Source organism: Pseudomonas sp. NPDC090592, assembly GCF_044769185.1.
Classification (GTDB): domain Bacteria; phylum Pseudomonadota; class Gammaproteobacteria; order Pseudomonadales; family Pseudomonadaceae; genus Aquipseudomonas.
Genome location: NZ_JBIVXJ010000002.1, coordinates 100,689 through 115,987, shown reverse-complemented (window position 1 = coordinate 115,987; position 15,299 = coordinate 100,689). Strand labels below are relative to the sequence as shown.

General features: G+C 62.9%; 17 protein-coding genes. 7 read left to right on the top strand and 10 right to left on the bottom strand.

What is annotated here, in order from left to right; translation table 11 throughout:
• Window positions 1–34: 34 nt before the first annotated feature.
• Genes ACIQUI_RS02090 through ACIQUI_RS02080 form a run of 3 tightly spaced genes read left to right on the top strand, consistent with a single transcriptional unit; the run spans window position 35 to window position 2,902 of the window.
• Window positions 35–1,156, top strand: coding sequence for a glycosyltransferase family 4 protein (locus ACIQUI_RS02090; RefSeq protein ID WP_403194576.1), 1,122 nt, complete (start codon window positions 35–37; stop codon window positions 1,154–1,156).
• A complete protein-coding gene (locus ACIQUI_RS02085; RefSeq protein ID WP_403194574.1) occupies window positions 1,149–1,913 on the top strand; it encodes a DUF2334 domain-containing protein in 765 nt (254 codons plus the stop codon). Before ACIQUI_RS02090 ends, ACIQUI_RS02085 begins: the two co-directional genes overlap by 8 nt.
• Window positions 1,910–2,902 carry a lysylphosphatidylglycerol synthase transmembrane domain-containing protein gene (locus ACIQUI_RS02080; RefSeq protein ID WP_403194572.1) on the top strand — a complete coding sequence of 331 codons (993 nt, stop codon included), beginning with the start codon at window positions 1,910–1,912 and terminating at the stop codon, window positions 2,900–2,902. The genes ACIQUI_RS02085 and ACIQUI_RS02080 overlap by 4 nt, the downstream gene beginning before the upstream one ends.
• On the opposite strand, the gene ACIQUI_RS02075 is transcribed toward ACIQUI_RS02080, so the two are convergent.
• Both ACIQUI_RS02075 and purU read right to left on the bottom strand, forming a co-directional pair.
• A complete protein-coding gene (locus ACIQUI_RS02075; protein WP_403194570.1) occupies window positions 2,808–3,041 on the bottom strand; it encodes a hypothetical protein in 234 nt (77 codons plus the stop codon). The genes ACIQUI_RS02080 and ACIQUI_RS02075 overlap by 95 nt on opposite strands.
• 167 nt (window positions 3,042–3,208) lie before the next feature.
• Window positions 3,209–4,060, bottom strand: a complete 852-nt coding sequence (gene purU, locus ACIQUI_RS02070) for a formyltetrahydrofolate deformylase (protein ID WP_403194568.1) — start codon at window positions 4,058–4,060, stop codon at window positions 3,209–3,211.
• A 284-nt stretch (window positions 4,061–4,344) separates the two neighbouring features.
• Between purU and mvaT the strand changes: the two genes are divergently transcribed.
• A complete protein-coding gene (gene mvaT, locus ACIQUI_RS02065; RefSeq protein ID WP_391132210.1) occupies window positions 4,345–4,722 on the top strand; it encodes a histone-like nucleoid-structuring protein MvaT in 378 nt (125 codons plus the stop codon).
• A gap of 74 nt (window positions 4,723–4,796) precedes the next feature.
• Here mvaT and sbcB read toward each other — a convergent pair whose 3' ends face one another.
• The 3 genes from sbcB to ACIQUI_RS02050 form a co-directional block, all read right to left on the bottom strand.
• Window positions 4,797–6,230 (bottom strand): exodeoxyribonuclease I, encoded by a 1,434-nt coding sequence (gene sbcB, locus ACIQUI_RS02060; RefSeq protein WP_403194566.1) that lies wholly within the window; start codon window positions 6,228–6,230, stop codon window positions 4,797–4,799.
• A 42-nt stretch (window positions 6,231–6,272) separates the two neighbouring features.
• Entirely contained in the window at window positions 6,273–6,632 is a 360-nt protein-coding gene (locus tag ACIQUI_RS02055; RefSeq protein WP_391132214.1) for a PilZ domain-containing protein, read from the bottom strand.
• A gap of 123 nt (window positions 6,633–6,755) precedes the next feature.
• Window positions 6,756–7,142 (bottom strand): tol-pal system YbgF family protein, encoded by a 387-nt coding sequence (locus ACIQUI_RS02050; RefSeq protein ID WP_403194564.1) that lies wholly within the window; start codon window positions 7,140–7,142, stop codon window positions 6,756–6,758.
• Window positions 7,143–7,394: 252 nt separating this feature from the next.
• On the opposite strand from ACIQUI_RS02050, the gene pyk reads away from it, so the two are divergent.
• Window positions 7,395–8,849, top strand: a complete 1,455-nt coding sequence (gene pyk / locus ACIQUI_RS02045) for a pyruvate kinase (RefSeq protein WP_110635940.1) — start codon at window positions 7,395–7,397, stop codon at window positions 8,847–8,849.
• Between the two features lie 135 nt (window positions 8,850–8,984).
• On the opposite strand, the gene ACIQUI_RS02040 is transcribed toward pyk, so the two are convergent.
• A complete protein-coding gene (locus ACIQUI_RS02040) occupies window positions 8,985–9,905 on the bottom strand; it encodes an iron-sulfur-binding ferredoxin reductase (protein WP_403194561.1) in 921 nt (306 codons plus the stop codon).
• 250 nt (window positions 9,906–10,155) lie between these two features.
• On the opposite strand from ACIQUI_RS02040, the gene ACIQUI_RS02035 reads away from it, so the two are divergent.
• A complete protein-coding gene (locus ACIQUI_RS02035) occupies window positions 10,156–11,679 on the top strand; it encodes a fumarate hydratase (RefSeq protein ID WP_016488901.1) in 1,524 nt (507 codons plus the stop codon).
• A gap of 52 nt (window positions 11,680–11,731) precedes the next feature.
• Here ACIQUI_RS02035 and ACIQUI_RS02030 read toward each other — a convergent pair whose 3' ends face one another.
• Window positions 11,732–12,322 (bottom strand): GNAT family N-acetyltransferase, encoded by a 591-nt coding sequence (locus ACIQUI_RS02030; RefSeq protein ID WP_403194559.1) that lies wholly within the window; start codon window positions 12,320–12,322, stop codon window positions 11,732–11,734.
• A 141-nt stretch (window positions 12,323–12,463) separates the two neighbouring features.
• On the opposite strand from ACIQUI_RS02030, the gene ACIQUI_RS02025 reads away from it, so the two are divergent.
• Window positions 12,464–12,808: a ketosteroid isomerase-related protein gene (locus ACIQUI_RS02025; RefSeq protein ID WP_403194812.1), complete on the top strand. Its 345-nt coding sequence runs from the start codon at window positions 12,464–12,466 to the stop codon at window positions 12,806–12,808.
• Between the two features lie 106 nt (window positions 12,809–12,914).
• Here the strand turns inward: ACIQUI_RS02025 and ACIQUI_RS02020 are convergent, their stop codons facing one another.
• From ACIQUI_RS02020 to ACIQUI_RS02010, 3 genes are read right to left on the bottom strand one after another with little or no spacing between them, the layout of a single operon-like run.
• Window positions 12,915–13,493, bottom strand: a complete 579-nt coding sequence (locus ACIQUI_RS02020) for a DJ-1/PfpI/YhbO family deglycase/protease (RefSeq protein ID WP_391138075.1) — start codon at window positions 13,491–13,493, stop codon at window positions 12,915–12,917.
• Window positions 13,494–13,537: 44 nt separating this feature from the next.
• On the bottom strand, window positions 13,538–14,695 hold the full coding sequence (locus tag ACIQUI_RS02015) for a phosphatidylserine/phosphatidylglycerophosphate/cardiolipin synthase family protein (RefSeq protein WP_403194557.1): 1,158 nt from the start codon (window positions 14,693–14,695) through the stop codon (window positions 13,538–13,540).
• Window position 14,696: 1 nt separating this feature from the next.
• The gene (locus ACIQUI_RS02010; RefSeq protein ID WP_403194555.1) at window positions 14,697–15,278 is read right to left on the bottom strand and encodes a YceI family protein; all 582 of its coding nucleotides are present in this window, start codon (window positions 15,276–15,278) and stop codon (window positions 14,697–14,699) included.
• Window positions 15,279–15,299 lie beyond the last annotated feature (21 nt).

Here is a 15,299-nt window from a genome sequence, read left to right as displayed (position 1 = left end):
GCCGCATGACAGACCCGAAGACGATCCCGGAGGGATGCTGATCGTGCACATTGCCGACATCACCATGTTCTACGCCCCGGCCAGCGGCGGCGTACGAACCTATCTTGATGCCAAACACCGCCGTCTCGACGCCATTGATGGTGTACGCCACAGCCTGCTGATACCCGGCGCGAGCGCCCAGCATGCCGACGGTATATTCCAGGTGCCCGCCCCACCCCTGCCGTTCGGCAAGGGCTACCGCTTCCCGGTACGCCTGGCCCCCTGGTGCAAAACGCTGCGCACGCTCAAGCCCGACCTGATCGAAGTTGGCGACCCCTACCTGACTGCCTGGGCAGCGCTGGAGGCGCGGCGTCAGCTCGATGTGCCGGTAATCGGTTTTTACCATTCCGACCTGCCCTTGCTGGTCAGCAACCGCATGGGCAACTGGTTCACGCCCAATGTCGAGGCCTACGTCAGCAAGCTGTATGGCAATTTCGACCGGGTACTGGCGCCCAGCCAGGTCATGGCCGACAAACTGCGCCGCCTGGGCGTGCATGATGTGCATGTACAGCGCCTGGGGGTGGACCTGGCCACCTTCAACCCTGACAAGCGCGACCCGCAGCTACGCGCACAACTGGGTATTGCCGACACCAGCCGCCTGCTGATCTATGCCGGCCGTGGCTCGCGGGAAAAGAACCTGCCCGTGCTGCTCGACTGCATGCAGCAGCTGGGTAACCCCTACCACCTGCTGCTGGTGGGCTCGAACATGCCGGCCAATGTGCCGCACAATGTCAGCGTGATCGACCACTTCCACCCCGCGCCGGAGGTCGCACGCCTGATGGCCAGTGCCGACCTGCTCGTGCACGCCGGGGATCAGGAAACCTTCGGCCTGGTCATACTCGAAGCGATGGCCAGTGCTACCCCCGTGGTAGCCGTGCGCGCTGGCGCCTTTGGCGAGATCGTCAATGAACACTGCGGGCGCTTGTGCCGCCCCAACGATGGCCAGGCCATGGCGGCGGCCGTGCGTGAGGCATTCGAGGCCGGCGTAGGCAAACTCGGGGCGCAGGCCCGACATCACGTGGAGCAGCATTATTCATGGGACAACGTGGTGTGCGGCCTGCTGCAGCACTACCAGGCCGTACTCGGCCACCCGTCGCAGGTACGCGCCCATGGCTGAGCTACAACCGGCATCGCGCAGCCTGATGCTGGTGCTGCACGATGTCGCGCCCGAAACCTGGCCCGACTACCAACCCTTCGTCGAGGCCATTGATACACTCGGCAGCATCCCCATGACATGGCTGGTGGTGCCGGACTTTCACCAGCGCAACCTGCTGCTGCGCTCCCCCACCTTCTGCCGCCTGCTTGAGCGGCGCCTGGCCAAGGGCGACGAGCTGGCCCTGCACGGCTATTACCACGCCGACAACGGCCCGCCGCCACGCACGCCCGGCGAATACTTCATGCGCCGTATCTACACCCACGAAGGCGAGTTCTATGGCCTCGACCAGCAGCAGGCGTTGCAACGGCTGGAGCAGGGCCTGGGCCTGTTTCACCAGCAGGGCTGGCCTGTAGCCGGCTTCGTCGCCCCGGCCTGGTTGATGAGCGAAGGCACCCGCCAGGCCTTGCGCCGCCTGCCACTGCGTTACACCAGCACCCCGCAGCACCTGTACCGTTTGCCGGACTTCACCGCGATCGAAGCCCCCGGGTTGGTGTGGAGTGCCCGCAGCGCCTGGCGCCGCGGGCTTTCCAGGGTGCTGTGCGACTGGCAATGCCGGCGTTGGCGCGACGCCGACACACTGCGCCTGGGCCTGCACCCGGTAGACATGCGTCACCGCAGCTCTCGTGACTACTGGCTGAACACCTTGCGCAGGTTGCTGGCTCAAGGCCGCGAACCACTGACCAAGTCGGCCTGGCTGGACCGCCAGGCCAACGCATGAATCGCTTGACCTGGCTGGGCCTGGCACTGCTCGGCGCAGTGCTGGTGCCAACCCTGCTCGGTGGCAGCGAGTTGCTGCCAAGGTTGCAGCGCTTCGACCCCGCGCTGATGCTGATGCTGCTGGGCATGATCCTGCTGTGCTGGGTCATCAACGCCATCCGCCTGCGCCTTCTCCTGGGCCAGCAAGGCACAAGGCTTGGGCACCTGCGCAGCCTCGGCGTGGTGATGGCCACCGAATTCGCCATCTGCACCACCCCTGGCGGCAGCGGCGGGCCCTTGACCCTCATGGCCTTGCTCGCGCGCCACCGCATCGGCCCGGCACGCAGCGGCGCTGTCTTCGCCATGGACCAACTGAACGACCTGGTGTTCTTCTTCTGCGCCATGCTGGCCATAGCCGGCTATGCGCTGTTCCACAGCCTGGGCCGCAGCCAGGAAAGCATGCTGATGGGCAGCGCGCTGCTGCTGTGCACTGCTCTGGCCGGAGTGGTCGGGCTGCTGCGCTACCGGCGCACGGTGATGCGCGTCAATGGCAAGTTGCTGCAGCGTCTGGGCATGAGCCAGCAGCGCAAACGCCGCTGGGCTCGCAAACTGCTGCACTTCATCGACGCACTGGCGCAAACCTGGCGCCTGCCCAAGCGAACGCTCAGCCTGGTGTTTACCCTGACCTGCGCACACTGGTGCCTGCGCTATAGCGTGTTGTACCTGGTATTGAGAGGGTTGGGGGTGGACTTGGCGTGGATCCCCAGCTTCCTTGTGCAGATGCTCTCGCTCAGCGCCGGACAGTTCAGCCTGTTGCCCGGAGGGGCAGGAGCTGCCGAGCTGACCTCGGCCAGCCTGTTGACGCCACTGGTGGGCAGTTCGACCGCAGCGGCGGCCATCCTGATCTGGCGTGCGGTTACTTATTACTTTTATCTGCTGGCGGGTGGGCCGGTGTTTGTGTGCCTGTTGGCCCGCCCGTTGCTGGAGCGTTGGCGGCGTCAGGCGGGTTGAGCTGTTGCCAGAGTTCGGCAGCGCCGGGGAAGTCGGTGCCGTCGCTATCGTCGAGCGCTTCGGGATCGTAGCGGGCCAGGCAGCCTTCGCCGAGGGTGGGCGGGGGTGAAGCGGTGGGTTTGTTGCGTTGCCTGGCCATCAGTATTCCTTTCGAGATTGCCGGGGGCGCTTTGCGCCCCTTTCGCCGGCAAGCCAGCTCCCACACCGACCGCATCGAGTCCAGGCCATGTGCAATCCCTGTGGGAGCTGGCTTGCCGGCGATGGGCTGCAAAGCAGCCCTAAGGCCTCACAGGCAATCCGACCCTGTCAGTCGAACACCACCGTCTTGTTACCATGCACAAGAACGCGGTCTTCCAGGTGGTAACGCAGGCCACGGGCCAGCACCATCTTTTCCACATCACGGCCAAAGCGGACCATGTCTTCGATGCTGTCGGCATGGCTGACACGCACCACGTCCTGCTCGATGATCGGGCCAGCGTCCAGCTCTTCGGTAACGTAGTGGCAGGTCGCGCCGATCAGCTTCACGCCACGCAGGGAGGCCTGGTGATAGGGTTTTGCGCCAACAAACGACGGCAGGAAGCTGTGGTGGATGTTGATCACCTTCTCGGCATAGTCCTGGCACAGTTGCGGCGGCAGGATCTGCATGTAGCGCGCCAGCACCACCACATCGGCGGCATGCTCATTGACCAGGCGCGACACTTCGGCAAAGGCCGGGGCCTTGTCCTTGGGGTCGACCGGCACATGGAAGAACGGAATACCGTGCCACTCGACCATGCTGCGCAGGTCGTTGTGGTTGGAAATAACGCAAGGGATGTCGCAGTCCAGTTCGTCGGTGTGCCAGCGGTGCAACAGGTCGGCCAGGCAATGCGACTCGCGGCTGGCCATCAGCACCACGCGTTTTTTTTGCGCCGAGTCGGTAACGCGCCAGGTCATGGAGAACTCTTCGGCGATGGGCGCAAACGCCTCGCGGAAGGCTTCAATACCGAATGGCAGCGATTCGGCACGGATTTCATGGCGCATGAAGAACCACCCGCTCTGCTCATCAGAGTGGTGGCTGGCTTCGTTGATCCAGCCATTGTACAAGGCCAGGAAATTACTGACTTTCGCCACGATACCTACACGGTCGGGGCAGGCGATCACCAGACGATAGGTGCGCATGAATGAGACTCCAGAACTTCGCAAAGGCGCCTATTCTAGCGGTCCGCCAGAAAAAACGCAGTAATGATTGCAGCGGCGATGGCCTGTGCGGATCAGCCATCGCTGCGCGAGTAGTTCCTGACCGTGATGACGCAACGCAGGGTGTTTATGTAAATTTTTGTTCACGTGGAGAAATATTGTCACAGCTTAATTAACAGTTAATTGCCCAGTACCATGTTTACTTGTGACTATCGCCTGTCTATTATTGGCCCACACATTTCTGAACACGCATTAAGGAACACTCCATGTCCCTGATCAACGAGTACCGCGCCACCGAAGAAGCCATCAAGGAACTTCAGGCCCGCCTGGCCAACCTGTCGCAGGATGACAAGCTGAAGAAAGAACTGGAGTTCGAAGGCAAACTGCGCACGCTGATGGGTGAATACTCCAAGTCGCTGCGCGACGTGATTGCCCTGCTCGACCCAGAGTCGAAACTGAGCAAGGCACCTCGCGGCGCGGTCAAGGCCACTGCCACCAAGCGTGCGCGCAAGGTCAAGCAATACAAGAACCCGCACAACGGTGAAGTCATCGAAACCAAAGGCGGCAACCACAAAACCCTGAAAGAGTGGAAAGCCACTTGGGGCGGCGACGTGGTTGAAAGCTGGGCGACCCTGCTGGACTGATTGTCCGCATACTCGCTTTGCTTATCGCAAACAAAAACGCCGGCACATTGCCGGCGTTTTTGTTTGCCTGTTGATCAGCCAATTGCAAATTGTGCCTGCAATTGCCGGGCATGCATTTGCCAGGCGTCCAGCACGCGCCGGCCGGCTTCGTCAGCGCGCTCCCAGGCTTGCTGGTGCGCTTGCTCGAAGTCGCCCAGCGTATTCGGTGCCCCCCACTGCGGGTCGCTCAGGCGCTGCTGGCAGAAGCCATGCCAGCGCTGGCGCTCTTCGCTGTTCAAGGTTTCCGGGAAGTTGCGCGCCCGGTAGCGGAATAGCAGTTCGGGTAGGCGCGGGTCATCGAACATCCAGTGCCCACGGCCCAACTGCGCGGGTTCCAGCGCACGCACTTGCTCACATAAGCGGCGGTCCCGGTCCCCTATAAAACCGTCATACAACTGTTGCTCCGGATCTTCACTCGGGGTGAAGTCTTCCTTGCCGTAGATGTGCTCCAGCTTGTCTTGCCATTGCGCCTGTTGGCTGGCCAACTGTTCGCCACGCAATTGTAACAACGTCAAGTCCAGGCCTAAACGTTGTTGATCGACAGGGCGCAATACTGACAACGGTGCCAGCACCGGGCAACGATTGATTTGTACCAGTTTGAGCGGCACTGGTAATTCACCCTCGGCCAACTCTTCATGGCGGGTGTACAAACGCTGGCGCAAAACTTCAGCACTTTCCCTCAGTAACGGTAGGGTTTCCTGATGCAGGTCGCACACAATCAGTGCATTGCGATTACGTGGGTGCCATGCCAGTGGCAATACCACACCCAGGTAATTGCGCGCTGCCGAAAAACGCCCGGATATATGCACCAGTGGCTGCAACAAGCGGACCTGCTCCAGCACTTTATGTTTGCTGCGTAACTGGAACAGCCAGTCATACAGTTTGGGCTGTTTCTGCCGTATCAGGCGGGCCAGGGCAATGGTTGCCCGCACGTCGGAAAGCGCCTCATGGGCATGCCCATGGTCAATGCCATTGGCTTTGCTCAGCAACTCCAGGCGCAAGCTGGTGCGCCCATCCTGTTGCGGCCATTGAATACCGTCCGGGCGCAAGGCGTAGGCAGTGCGCACGATGTCGATCAGGTCCCAGCGGCTGTTGCCGCCCTGCCACTCACGGGCATAGGGGTCGAAAAAGTTGCGGTACAAACTGTAGCGGGTCACTTCATCGTCGAAACGCAGGGTGTTGTAGCCCGCGCCACAGGTGCCCGGTTGCGCCAGCTGCGCATGGACCCTGGTCATGAACTCGGCTTCGCACAGCCCCTGCTCAGCCAGCAACTGCGGCGTGATGCCGGTCACCAGGCAGGCGGCCGGGTGCGGCAGGATATCGTCGGAGGGCCGGCAATAAAGACTGATCGGCTCGTCGATCTCGTTGAGGTCGAAGTCGGTGCGCACACCGGCCACCTGCAATGGCCGGTCGCAGCGCGGGTTGATGCCGGTGGTTTCGTAGTCGTGCCAGAAAATGCTGGAGGTCACGGGATCGTCCTGTATCAAGGTCGACCCGATTCTAACGCAGCCTCAGACAGAAGCGTTGGCGGGGTGGAAGCTGAAATAGTCGCGCAATGAGCGCACGAACTCGTCGTACTCGCGAGGCGCCTGCAGCAGCATGAAACCCGAATCGTAGTGCCCCGGCGTCTGGTCTTCGCGGCACCACAGGCAACTGGCAGTCAGGTTGACGAACTGATGCCCCCCGCCGACCAACGGCATGCGCAGTTGCAGTTCGTAATCAGGCCCGACCATGACGGGCAGCTGGCTGATGACCATCAGGCCATCTTCGGAGGCATTGCCTAGCTGGCCGATTTCCTGGTTGGTAAACCGGTTGAACACCTTGAGCACACAAGGCAGCTGATGACGTTCGATGTGGCGCTTGTTGAACATGATCGCGAGTGTATTCCGTACCTGATGCCAGGAATACAAGGTACTGGCGGTTGTTGTAACAGCTGAGTTACAGATTAGCGCAGCGTGCGCAGCAATTCTCGTGAAATAAACCACACCTTGGTGTTAGCGCCAAGGTGCAGTCGTCACCGGGTTGGCCACGGCCGTTTCGCCGCCGCGGTAATGGCCGAGTTTTTCCAGGGTGTGCAGGCGCGCCCGCGCCCGGTAGGCGTATTCGTTGCCCGGGTACTTCTGGATCAGGTACTGATAGGTCTGCGCGGCATCCACGTACAACGCCTGGCGCTCCAGGCACTGGCCCCGCAGCAGCGACACTTCGGGGTGGATGAACGGCCGCGAGCGGCTGGTACGGTCGACCTGCGACAGCTCCAGCATCACCCGGGCGCAATCGCCACGGTCATAGGCGCGGTAGGCGTTGTTCAGGTGGTGGTCCATGGACCAGCGGGTGCAGCCGACGGCGCTGGCCGCCAGGGCGAAAACGATCAGGGCTCGCATGGTGATCTCCTTTGATGGGAAGTATATCGGCCTGGAGTGGGTTTTCTTCAATCGCTGGCTGCAAGCTGCAAGCTGCAAGCTGCAAGCTGCAAGAAAAAGCAGCGTATGCGCCGTTCGCGCTTTTACTTGTAGCTTGCCGCTTGTAGCTTGCAGCTGCCCTATCCCCGAAGGTCGCAGGTAGTGCAACGGAACAATGACTACAGCGAGATTCAGGAGTAGCCTTTCGCTGCGCTTCACTATAGGAGTCTGTGCATGAGCATCCGCCGTACCAAAATCGTCGCCACCCTTGGCCCCGCCAGCAACTCGCCGGAAGTGATCGAACAGCTGATCCTCGCTGGCCTGGACGTGGCACGCCTGAACTTCTCCCACGGCACGCCGGACGAACACAAGGCCCGCGCGCGCCTGATCCGCGACATCGCCGCCAAGAATGGCCGCCATGTTGCACTGCTGGGCGACCTGCAGGGTCCGAAGATCCGCATCGCCAAGTTCGCCAACAAGCGCATTGAATTGAAGATTGGTGACAAGTTCACCTTCTCCACCGCCCACCCGCTGACCGAAGGCAACCAGGACATCGTCGGTATCGACTACCCGGACCTGGTCAAGGACTGCGGCGTCGGTGACGAACTGCTGCTCGACGATGGCCGTGTGGTCATGCGCGTCGAAACCGCCACCGCAGATGCCCTGCACTGCGTGGTGATCATCGGCGGCCCGCTGTCCGACCATAAAGGCATCAACCGTAAAGGTGGCGGCCTGACCGCACCGGCCCTGACCGAGAAAGACAAGGCCGACATCAAGCTGGCAGCAGAAATGGACCTGGACTACCTGGCCGTTTCCTTCCCGCGTGACGCCAGCGACATGGAATACGCGCGCAAGCTGCGTGACGAAGCCGGCGGCAGCGCCTGGCTGGTGGCCAAGATCGAACGCGCCGAAGCGGTGGCCGACGACGAAACCCTCGACAAGCTGATCCTCGCTTCCGATGCCGTCATGGTTGCCCGTGGCGACCTGGGTGTGGAAATCGGCGACGCCGAACTGATCGCCATCCAGAAAAAGATCATCCAGCACGCCCGCCGCAACAACAAGGCGGTGATCGTGGCGACCCAGATGATGGAGTCGATGATCCAGAACCCGATGCCGACCCGTGCCGAAGTGTCCGATGTGGCCAACGCCGTACTGGACAACACTGACGCGGTGATGCTGTCGGCAGAAAGCGCCGCCGGTTCCTACCCGATCGAAGCCGTACAGGCCATGGCACGTATCTGCTCGGGCGCCGAAAAGCACCCGACCAGCCAGAAGTCCAGCCACCGCCTGCACACCACCTTCGAGCGCTGCGACGAAAGCATCGCCCTGGCGGCCATGTACACCGCCAACCACTTCCCGGGCGTGAAGGCGATCATCGCCCTGACCGAAAGCGGCTACACCCCGCTGATCATGTCGCGCCTGCGCTCGCACGTGCCGATTTTCGCCCTGTCGCCACACCGCGCCACCCAGGCTCGCGCCAACATGTTCCGCGGCGTGTACCCGATCGCCTTCGACCCGGCCTCGCTGCCGGCCGACAAGGTGAGCCAGGCTGCGGTCGACGAACTGCTCAAGCGTGGCCTGGTGGAGCAAGGTGACTGGGTGATCCTGACCAAGGGTGACAGCTACCACACCATCGGTGGTACCAACGGGATGAAGATCCTGCACGTTGGTGACCCGCTGGTCGGCTGACCTAGCCCCGGGGCCGCTTTGCGGCCCAATCGCCGGCAAGCCAGCTCCCACAGGGACCACGCAGGCTCAGGTCTGATGCAATCCTGTGGGAGCTGGCTTGCCGGCGATGAGGCCAGCCCAGGCAACCCAAATGCCTCAGGCATGTTCAGCGAACACATCGGCAAACACCTGCCCCCGCGGCACCCCGGCAATGAACAGCCGCCGCGCAAACCGCTCCACACTCCCCGGCGCCCCGCACACCAGCGCCACCGTCTGCCGCGAAGACGGCCGCAACCCTGCCAGCGCTTCATCCATCTGCTCTGCCAGCACCAGTTCGACCTGCACGCCCTGCAGTTGCATCAGTGGTTCAGCCAGATAATGCCCGGCACTGTCCCGCGCCACATGCAGCACCCGAATCTCGCCGCGATGCCCCTGTCGCACAGCCTCACGCAAGATGCCCCACAACGGCGCAAGCCCGGTTCCGGCTGCCAGCAGCCAGAGCGGCCGATCCTGCCAATCCAGGTCGTAATGCAAAGCACCACCCCTGAATTCGCCCAGGCGCAGCACATCTGCCACCTGCAAACCACGAGCCTTGTCGCAGAAGGCGCCCGGGCGCCGGCAATCGATGTGAAACTCCAGGAAGTCATCTTCCGCCGGCAGGCTGGCCAGGGAATAAGGCCGCGCTATCGAACCATGCCACAACACCACATGCTGCCCCGCCTGGTAGCGCACCACCCGCTCGGGCCTTAGCCGTACACGCAACACGTCCCCGAACCAGTCCAACGCGCAGACGTGCGCCGGCACACCATCGCGCTGCGGGTCGAACAGCGCCACATTCAAGTCCTCGACCACCCGGCACTGGCAGGCCAGGCGCCAGCCCAGGGCATGCTTGTCCAGTGCCAGGGCCTCGGGCAAGGCATCCAGCGGTTGCCCGGCCAGGCAGTGCACCAGGCAGGCATGACAACTGCCGGCACGGCAGCTGTAGGGCACGTTGAGCCCGGCATCATTCAAGGCGTCGAGCAGGTTGCTGCCGGTCGGCACCGCCCAGCGGCGCTCGCCCACGCAAAGTTCGGGCATGGTCGGTCTTTCTCCACAAATCACAGTCCACTTTAAGCCAAGCGCGCTACAGCAGCAAAAAGGATGCCCAAGCACTGCCGGACCATGGTCCAGACCGGCCGCAGGTGTGCCCGGCACGGATGCGCGCTATACTGCCGCGCCTTTTTCCGTCGGCCTGACCTGCCGGCGCCTTGCAAGGCGCTTCGACATGCTGGTCGGCACCGTCGATGCGTCTTTTTGAATGTTCCCGTCTTTAAGAGGAGCGCGCTGCATGACCGTGATCAAGCAAGACGACCTGATTCAGAGCGTCGCCGACGCCCTGCAATTCATTTCGTACTACCACCCCGTCGATTTCATCCAGGCCATGCACGAGGCCTATCTGCGTGAAGAATCGCCCGCTGCACGCGATTCCATCGCCCAGATCCTGATCAACTCGCGCATGTGCGCCACCGGCCACCGCCCGATCTGCCAGGACACCGGTATTGTTACCGTGTTCGTGCGCGTGGGCATGGACGTGCGCTGGGACGGCGCCACCCTGAGCGTCGACGACATGATCAACGAAGGTGTGCGTCGCGCCTACAACCTGCCGGAAAACGTCCTGCGCGCTTCGATCCTGGCCGACCCGGCCGGTGCTCGCAAAAACACCAAGGACAACACCCCGGCGGTCATCCACTACTCCATCGTCCCAGGTGACAAGGTTGAAGTGGACGTGGCTGCCAAAGGTGGCGGCTCCGAGAACAAGTCGAAGATGGCCATGCTCAACCCGTCCGACTCGATCGTCGACTGGGTGCTGAAGACCGTTCCGACCATGGGTGCTGGCTGGTGCCCGCCTGGCATGCTCGGCATCGGTATCGGCGGTACCGCCGAGAAAGCCGCCGTCATGGCCAAGGAAGTGTTGATGGAATCCATCGACATCCATGAGCTGAAAGCCCGTGGCCCGCAGAACCGCCTGGAAGAAATCCGCCTGGAGCTGTTCGAGAAGGTCAACCAGCTGGGCATCGGCGCCCAGGGCCTGGGTGGCCTGACCACCGTGCTCGACGTCAAGATCATGGACTACCCGACCCACGCCGCGTCGCTGCCGGTGTGCATGATCCCCAACTGCGCTGCCACCCGCCACGCCCACTTCGTGCTCGATGGTTCCGGCCCGGCCGAGCTGGAAGCGCCGTCGCTGGACGCCTACCCGGAAATCGTCTGGGAAGCCGGCCCGAGCGCCCGTCGCGTCAACCTCGACGACATCACCCCGGAAGAAGTCGCCAGCTGGAAGCCGGGCGAAACCATCCTGCTCAACGGCAAGATGCTGACCGGCCGCGATGCCGCGCACAAGCGCATGGTCGAAATGCTCAACCGTGGCGAAGCGCTGCCGGTAGACCTGAAAGGCCGCTTCATCTACTACGTTGGCCCGGTCGACCCGGTCGGTGACGAAGTGGTAGGCCCGGCTGGCCCGACCACCGCTACCCGCATGGACAAGTTCACCCGCCAGATCCTCGAACAAACTGGCCTGCTGGGCATGATCGGCAAGTCCGAGCGTGGCCCGACTGCCATCGAAGCGATCAAGGACAACAAGGCCGTTTACCTGATGGCCGTGGGTGGCGCTGCCTACCTGGTGGCCCAGGCCATCCGCAAGTCGAAGGTCCTGGCCTTCGCCGAGCTGGGCATGGAAGCGATCTACGAGTTCGAGGTCAAGGACATGCCGGTGACCGTTGCCGTGGACAGCAACGGTGAGTCGGTTCACATCACCGGCCCTGCCCTGTGGCAGAGCAAGATTGCCGAGAGCCTGGCAGTCGAAGTGAAGTAAACCTGATGTAACAACAACGGCCCCAACAGGGGCCGTTTTTGTTGTCACAGGATCAAGTTGGCAGTTCCTTGGTCCAGAACGACATGATCTTTTCCGAGCTTTCCTGCGCGTCCAGGTCACGCCAGGCGTAACGGGTGCGCAGGGATGGGTCATGCAGGAAGCCGCGGTTGCGCCAGAAGCCCTGCAGCGGCTTGTAGTCCGCAGGCCGCAGCGGATGCCCGCCGGGGCGCTCCACGGCGCAGAACGCGCAGTAATCGAACTCGGCCAGCTTGTGCGCGTAGGACTCGCGCTCGATGAAGAAGCGAACCCCCAGGCCCTGACCGCGATATTCCGGCAGCACCAGTGACTCACCGAAGTAATACACAGCGGCCGGGTCACGCCCATGGGCCAGGAACGGCTGCTGGAATTCGGGTGCAACATCCACCAGCGGCAGGCCCGTGGAGGCACCTACCAACTTGCCATCGTCCAGTGCCAGCACTACCAGGCTGCGCCCGGAGCGGGCATAGGTGGCAAGGTAATTGGCCTCGTACTCAGGGCTGCCATCGTAAAGGAAGGGAAACTCGCGAAACACTGTCAGGCGCAGGCGAACGAGGTCATCGATGTATGGCGCGATAGCGGCGCCGTGCAACAGGCGTATTTCCATGCTTGGCGGTCGTTTTGTCGATGTGGATGACGCGCTCGGCTAAGCCGGGCTTGAGGGGAAACCCTATCATCCGGGGCAACGACCCGCCTTTTCCCTACACGACAGGTATTGTTCCATGACCGCTACCGAGCTGCCGGTGACATGCAGGGCTTGCTGGCGCTGCTCAACGAGGACGTGATCCACGACATCAACCAGGGCGAGCGGCAGATGGGCAAGGCCCGGTTTGCGACGTTCATGGACAAGATGAACCGCTGCTACCGCGAACGCCTGGCCGACATCGTGGTGATGCAAAACGCCGATGGCAGCCGTGTGGCGGCGGAGTTCACGGTGCACGGTGAATACCTGGCGGATGACGAGGGGTTGCCGGCGGCCAAGGGGCAGACCTACGTGCTGCCGGCGGGGGCTTTCTTTTACATTCACTGCGGCAAGATTGCCCGGGTGACCAACTACTACAACCTCAATGACTGGGTTGAGCAGGTAAGTTAAGCCTGTACCGGCCTCTTCGCGGGCACGCCCGCTCCCACAGGGATTGCACAGGTTTTGAAATGTGTGCTGAACCTGTGGGAGCGGGCGTGCCCGCGAAGAGGCCCGGTCAGGCGATACGGGTGCCCAGCACCTTGAGAAAGGCCGCCAGCCACGCCGGGTGCGCCGGCCACGCTGGCGCAGTCACCAGGTTGCCATCCACATGCGCCTGGTCCACGGCGATATCGATGAACGTGCCACCCGCCAACCGCACTTCCGGCGCACACGCCGGGTACGCGCTGCATTCGCGCCCTTCCAGCACCCCCGCCGCCGCCAGCAGCTGGGCACCGTGGCACACCGCCGCAATCGGCTTGCCTGCCTGGTCAAAGGCCCGCACCAGCTCCAGCACCTTTTCATCCAGGCGCAGGTACTCCGGCGCACGGCCACCCGGAATCAGCAGCGCGTCGTAACTCTCGGCCCGCACCCGCACGAAGTCATGGTTCAGGGCAAAGTTGTGCCCCGGCTTTTCACTGTAGGTCTGCTCACCCTCGAAATCATGGATGGCGGTGCGCACGGTCTGCCCTGCCACCTTTTCCGGGCACACCGCATGCACGGTGTGGCCTACCATGCTCAGGGCCTGGAACGGCACCATCGCCTCGTAATCCTCGACGTAGTCGCCCACCAGCATGAGAATCTTCTTCGCCGTCATCGCACCCACTCCTTCGGTTAACAGATACTGCACGATAGCCGCTGTCAGTCACGCCGGTCGAGCAGGTTGACCACCAGCCGGTCGATCCAGCCCCAGATCCGCTGTTTCACCCGGTGCCACAGTGGGCGGGCATGCCAGTGGTCAAGGTCGACTTCCTCGCTCAAGGCAAAATCGCGCTCGAAGCTGGCCACCACGGCTGCCGTCAACGGCGGGTCCAGCGCCTCGATGTTGGCTTCAAGGTTGAAGCGCAGGTTCCAGTGGTCGAAATTGCACGAGCCGACGCTGACCCAGTCATCTACCACAGCCATCTTCAGGTGCAAAAAGCACGGCTGGTACTCGAAAATGCGCACCCCGGCACGCAGCAGCCGTGGGTAGTAACGGTGCCCGGCGTAGCGCACCGATGGATGATCGGTGCGTGGGCCCGTCAGCAACAACCGTACATCAAGCCCCTTGCTGGCGGCACGGCGTAATGAACGGCGCACGCTCCAGGTCGGCAGAAAGTACGGCGTGGCCAGCCATACCCGTTGCTTGCCGCTGTTCAGCGCCCGCACCAGCGAATGCAGGATGTCCTGGTGCTGGCGGGCGTCGGCATAGGCCACCCGGCCCATGCCCTGCCCCTGCGCAGGCACCTTGGGCAGGCGCGGCAGGCCGAAGCCTTCGGCAGGGCGCCAGGCGGTGCGACGGTTGTTGGCCGACCACTGGCGGTCGAACAGCAGTTGCCAGTCGTTCACCACCGGCCCCTGGATCTGCACCATCACCTCATGCCATTCGCTGGTCGCGTCGCCCGGCGTCCAGAATTCATCGGTAACGCCCGTGCCGCCCACCACCGCCCAGCGTTCATCCACCAGCAGCAGCTTGCGATGGTCGCGGTACAGGTTGCGCAGGCCGCGCTTCCAGCGCAGTCGGTTGTACCAGCGCAAGTACACACCGGCGTCCACCAGCCGTTGGCGCAGGGCGCTGTTGAAGGCCAGCGAGCCATAGTCATCGAACAGGCAGCGCACCCGCACGCCACGCCGGGCGGCCTGCTCCAGCGCTTCGACCACCGCCTCGGCACAGGCACCCGCTTCGACCAGGTACAGCTCCAGGTCGACCTGCATCTCGGCGCGCACAATCGCCGCCAGCATGCGCGGAAAGAACTCGGGGCCATCGATCAGCAGTTCGAACTGGTTGCCATCCCGCCAGGGGAAGACCGGCCCCGGCATATCAGCGGGCGGTGAAGATCAGCACCGCGCTAACCGGCACCGACGGGTTGATGGACTTGAGCCCGGCGAACTTGCGCAGGGTTTGCAGCCCTGGCAACAGGCCGAAATCTTCGGCACGCAGCACCAGGGGTTCGAGCGTCACCACCTGGAAGCGCCGCTCGTCCAGGCGGGTGGCCAGCAACAGGGCGTTGTAGCTGTGCGACTGGCCATGCAGGGTAACGGTGAGCGGCAGGCGCAGTTCGATCTGTGCACCGTTGGCCAGGTCGTTGATCGGGCGCAGGTCCAGTTGTGCCTGCACCGTGGCTTCGGCAAAGCGCTCCACTTCGAACAGGTCGTCACGCATGCGTTCGTCACGCAGCGGGATGCCACTGCTTACCGAATCCATCTCGATGCTCAGCCCGGCCACGCCCTTACGGTCGACCTTGCCGTGCAGCACCAGAAAGCGATGCACTTCGGCCGTATCACCGTTCTTGCCGGTAATGAACGACAGGCGTGACGATTCGCCATCGAGGTGCCAATTGGCATGGGCGGGCAGGCAGCAAGCCAGCAACAAGGCGGGCAACAGACGGGGCAGCTTGAACATGACAGATCTCGTGAAACCAGG

Coding starts and splice junctions, on each gene's coding strand:
- ACIQUI_RS02010 (WP_403194555.1), bottom strand. CDS start 15,278: ATGTTCAAGCTGCCCCGTCTGTTGCCCGCCTTGTTGCTGGCTTGCTGC.
- ACIQUI_RS02055 (WP_391132214.1), bottom strand. CDS start 6,632: ATGTTCAACAAGCGCCACATCGAACGTCATCAGCTGCCTTGTGTGCTC.
- ACIQUI_RS02080 (WP_403194572.1), top strand. CDS start 1,910: ATGAATCGCTTGACCTGGCTGGGCCTGGCACTGCTCGGCGCAGTGCTG.
- ACIQUI_RS02090 (WP_403194576.1), top strand. CDS start 35: ATGCTGATCGTGCACATTGCCGACATCACCATGTTCTACGCCCCGGCC.
- mvaT (WP_391132210.1), top strand. CDS start 4,345: ATGTCCCTGATCAACGAGTACCGCGCCACCGAAGAAGCCATCAAGGAA.
- ACIQUI_RS02040 (WP_403194561.1), bottom strand. CDS start 9,905: ATGCCCGAACTTTGCGTGGGCGAGCGCCGCTGGGCGGTGCCGACCGGC.
- pyk (WP_110635940.1), top strand. CDS start 7,395: ATGAGCATCCGCCGTACCAAAATCGTCGCCACCCTTGGCCCCGCCAGC.
- ACIQUI_RS02075 (WP_403194570.1), bottom strand. CDS start 3,041: ATGGCCAGGCAACGCAACAAACCCACCGCTTCACCCCCGCCCACCCTC.
- ACIQUI_RS02085 (WP_403194574.1), top strand. CDS start 1,149: ATGGCTGAGCTACAACCGGCATCGCGCAGCCTGATGCTGGTGCTGCAC.
- ACIQUI_RS02025 (WP_403194812.1), top strand. CDS start 12,464: ATGCAGGGCTTGCTGGCGCTGCTCAACGAGGACGTGATCCACGACATC.
- ACIQUI_RS02035 (WP_016488901.1), top strand. CDS start 10,156: ATGACCGTGATCAAGCAAGACGACCTGATTCAGAGCGTCGCCGACGCC.
- purU (WP_403194568.1), bottom strand. CDS start 4,060: ATGCGCACCTATCGTCTGGTGATCGCCTGCCCCGACCGTGTAGGTATC.
- ACIQUI_RS02050 (WP_403194564.1), bottom strand. CDS start 7,142: ATGCGAGCCCTGATCGTTTTCGCCCTGGCGGCCAGCGCCGTCGGCTGC.
- ACIQUI_RS02020 (WP_391138075.1), bottom strand. CDS start 13,493: ATGACGGCGAAGAAGATTCTCATGCTGGTGGGCGACTACGTCGAGGAT.
- ACIQUI_RS02015 (WP_403194557.1), bottom strand. CDS start 14,695: ATGCCGGGGCCGGTCTTCCCCTGGCGGGATGGCAACCAGTTCGAACTG.
- ACIQUI_RS02030 (WP_403194559.1), bottom strand. CDS start 12,322: ATGGAAATACGCCTGTTGCACGGCGCCGCTATCGCGCCATACATCGAT.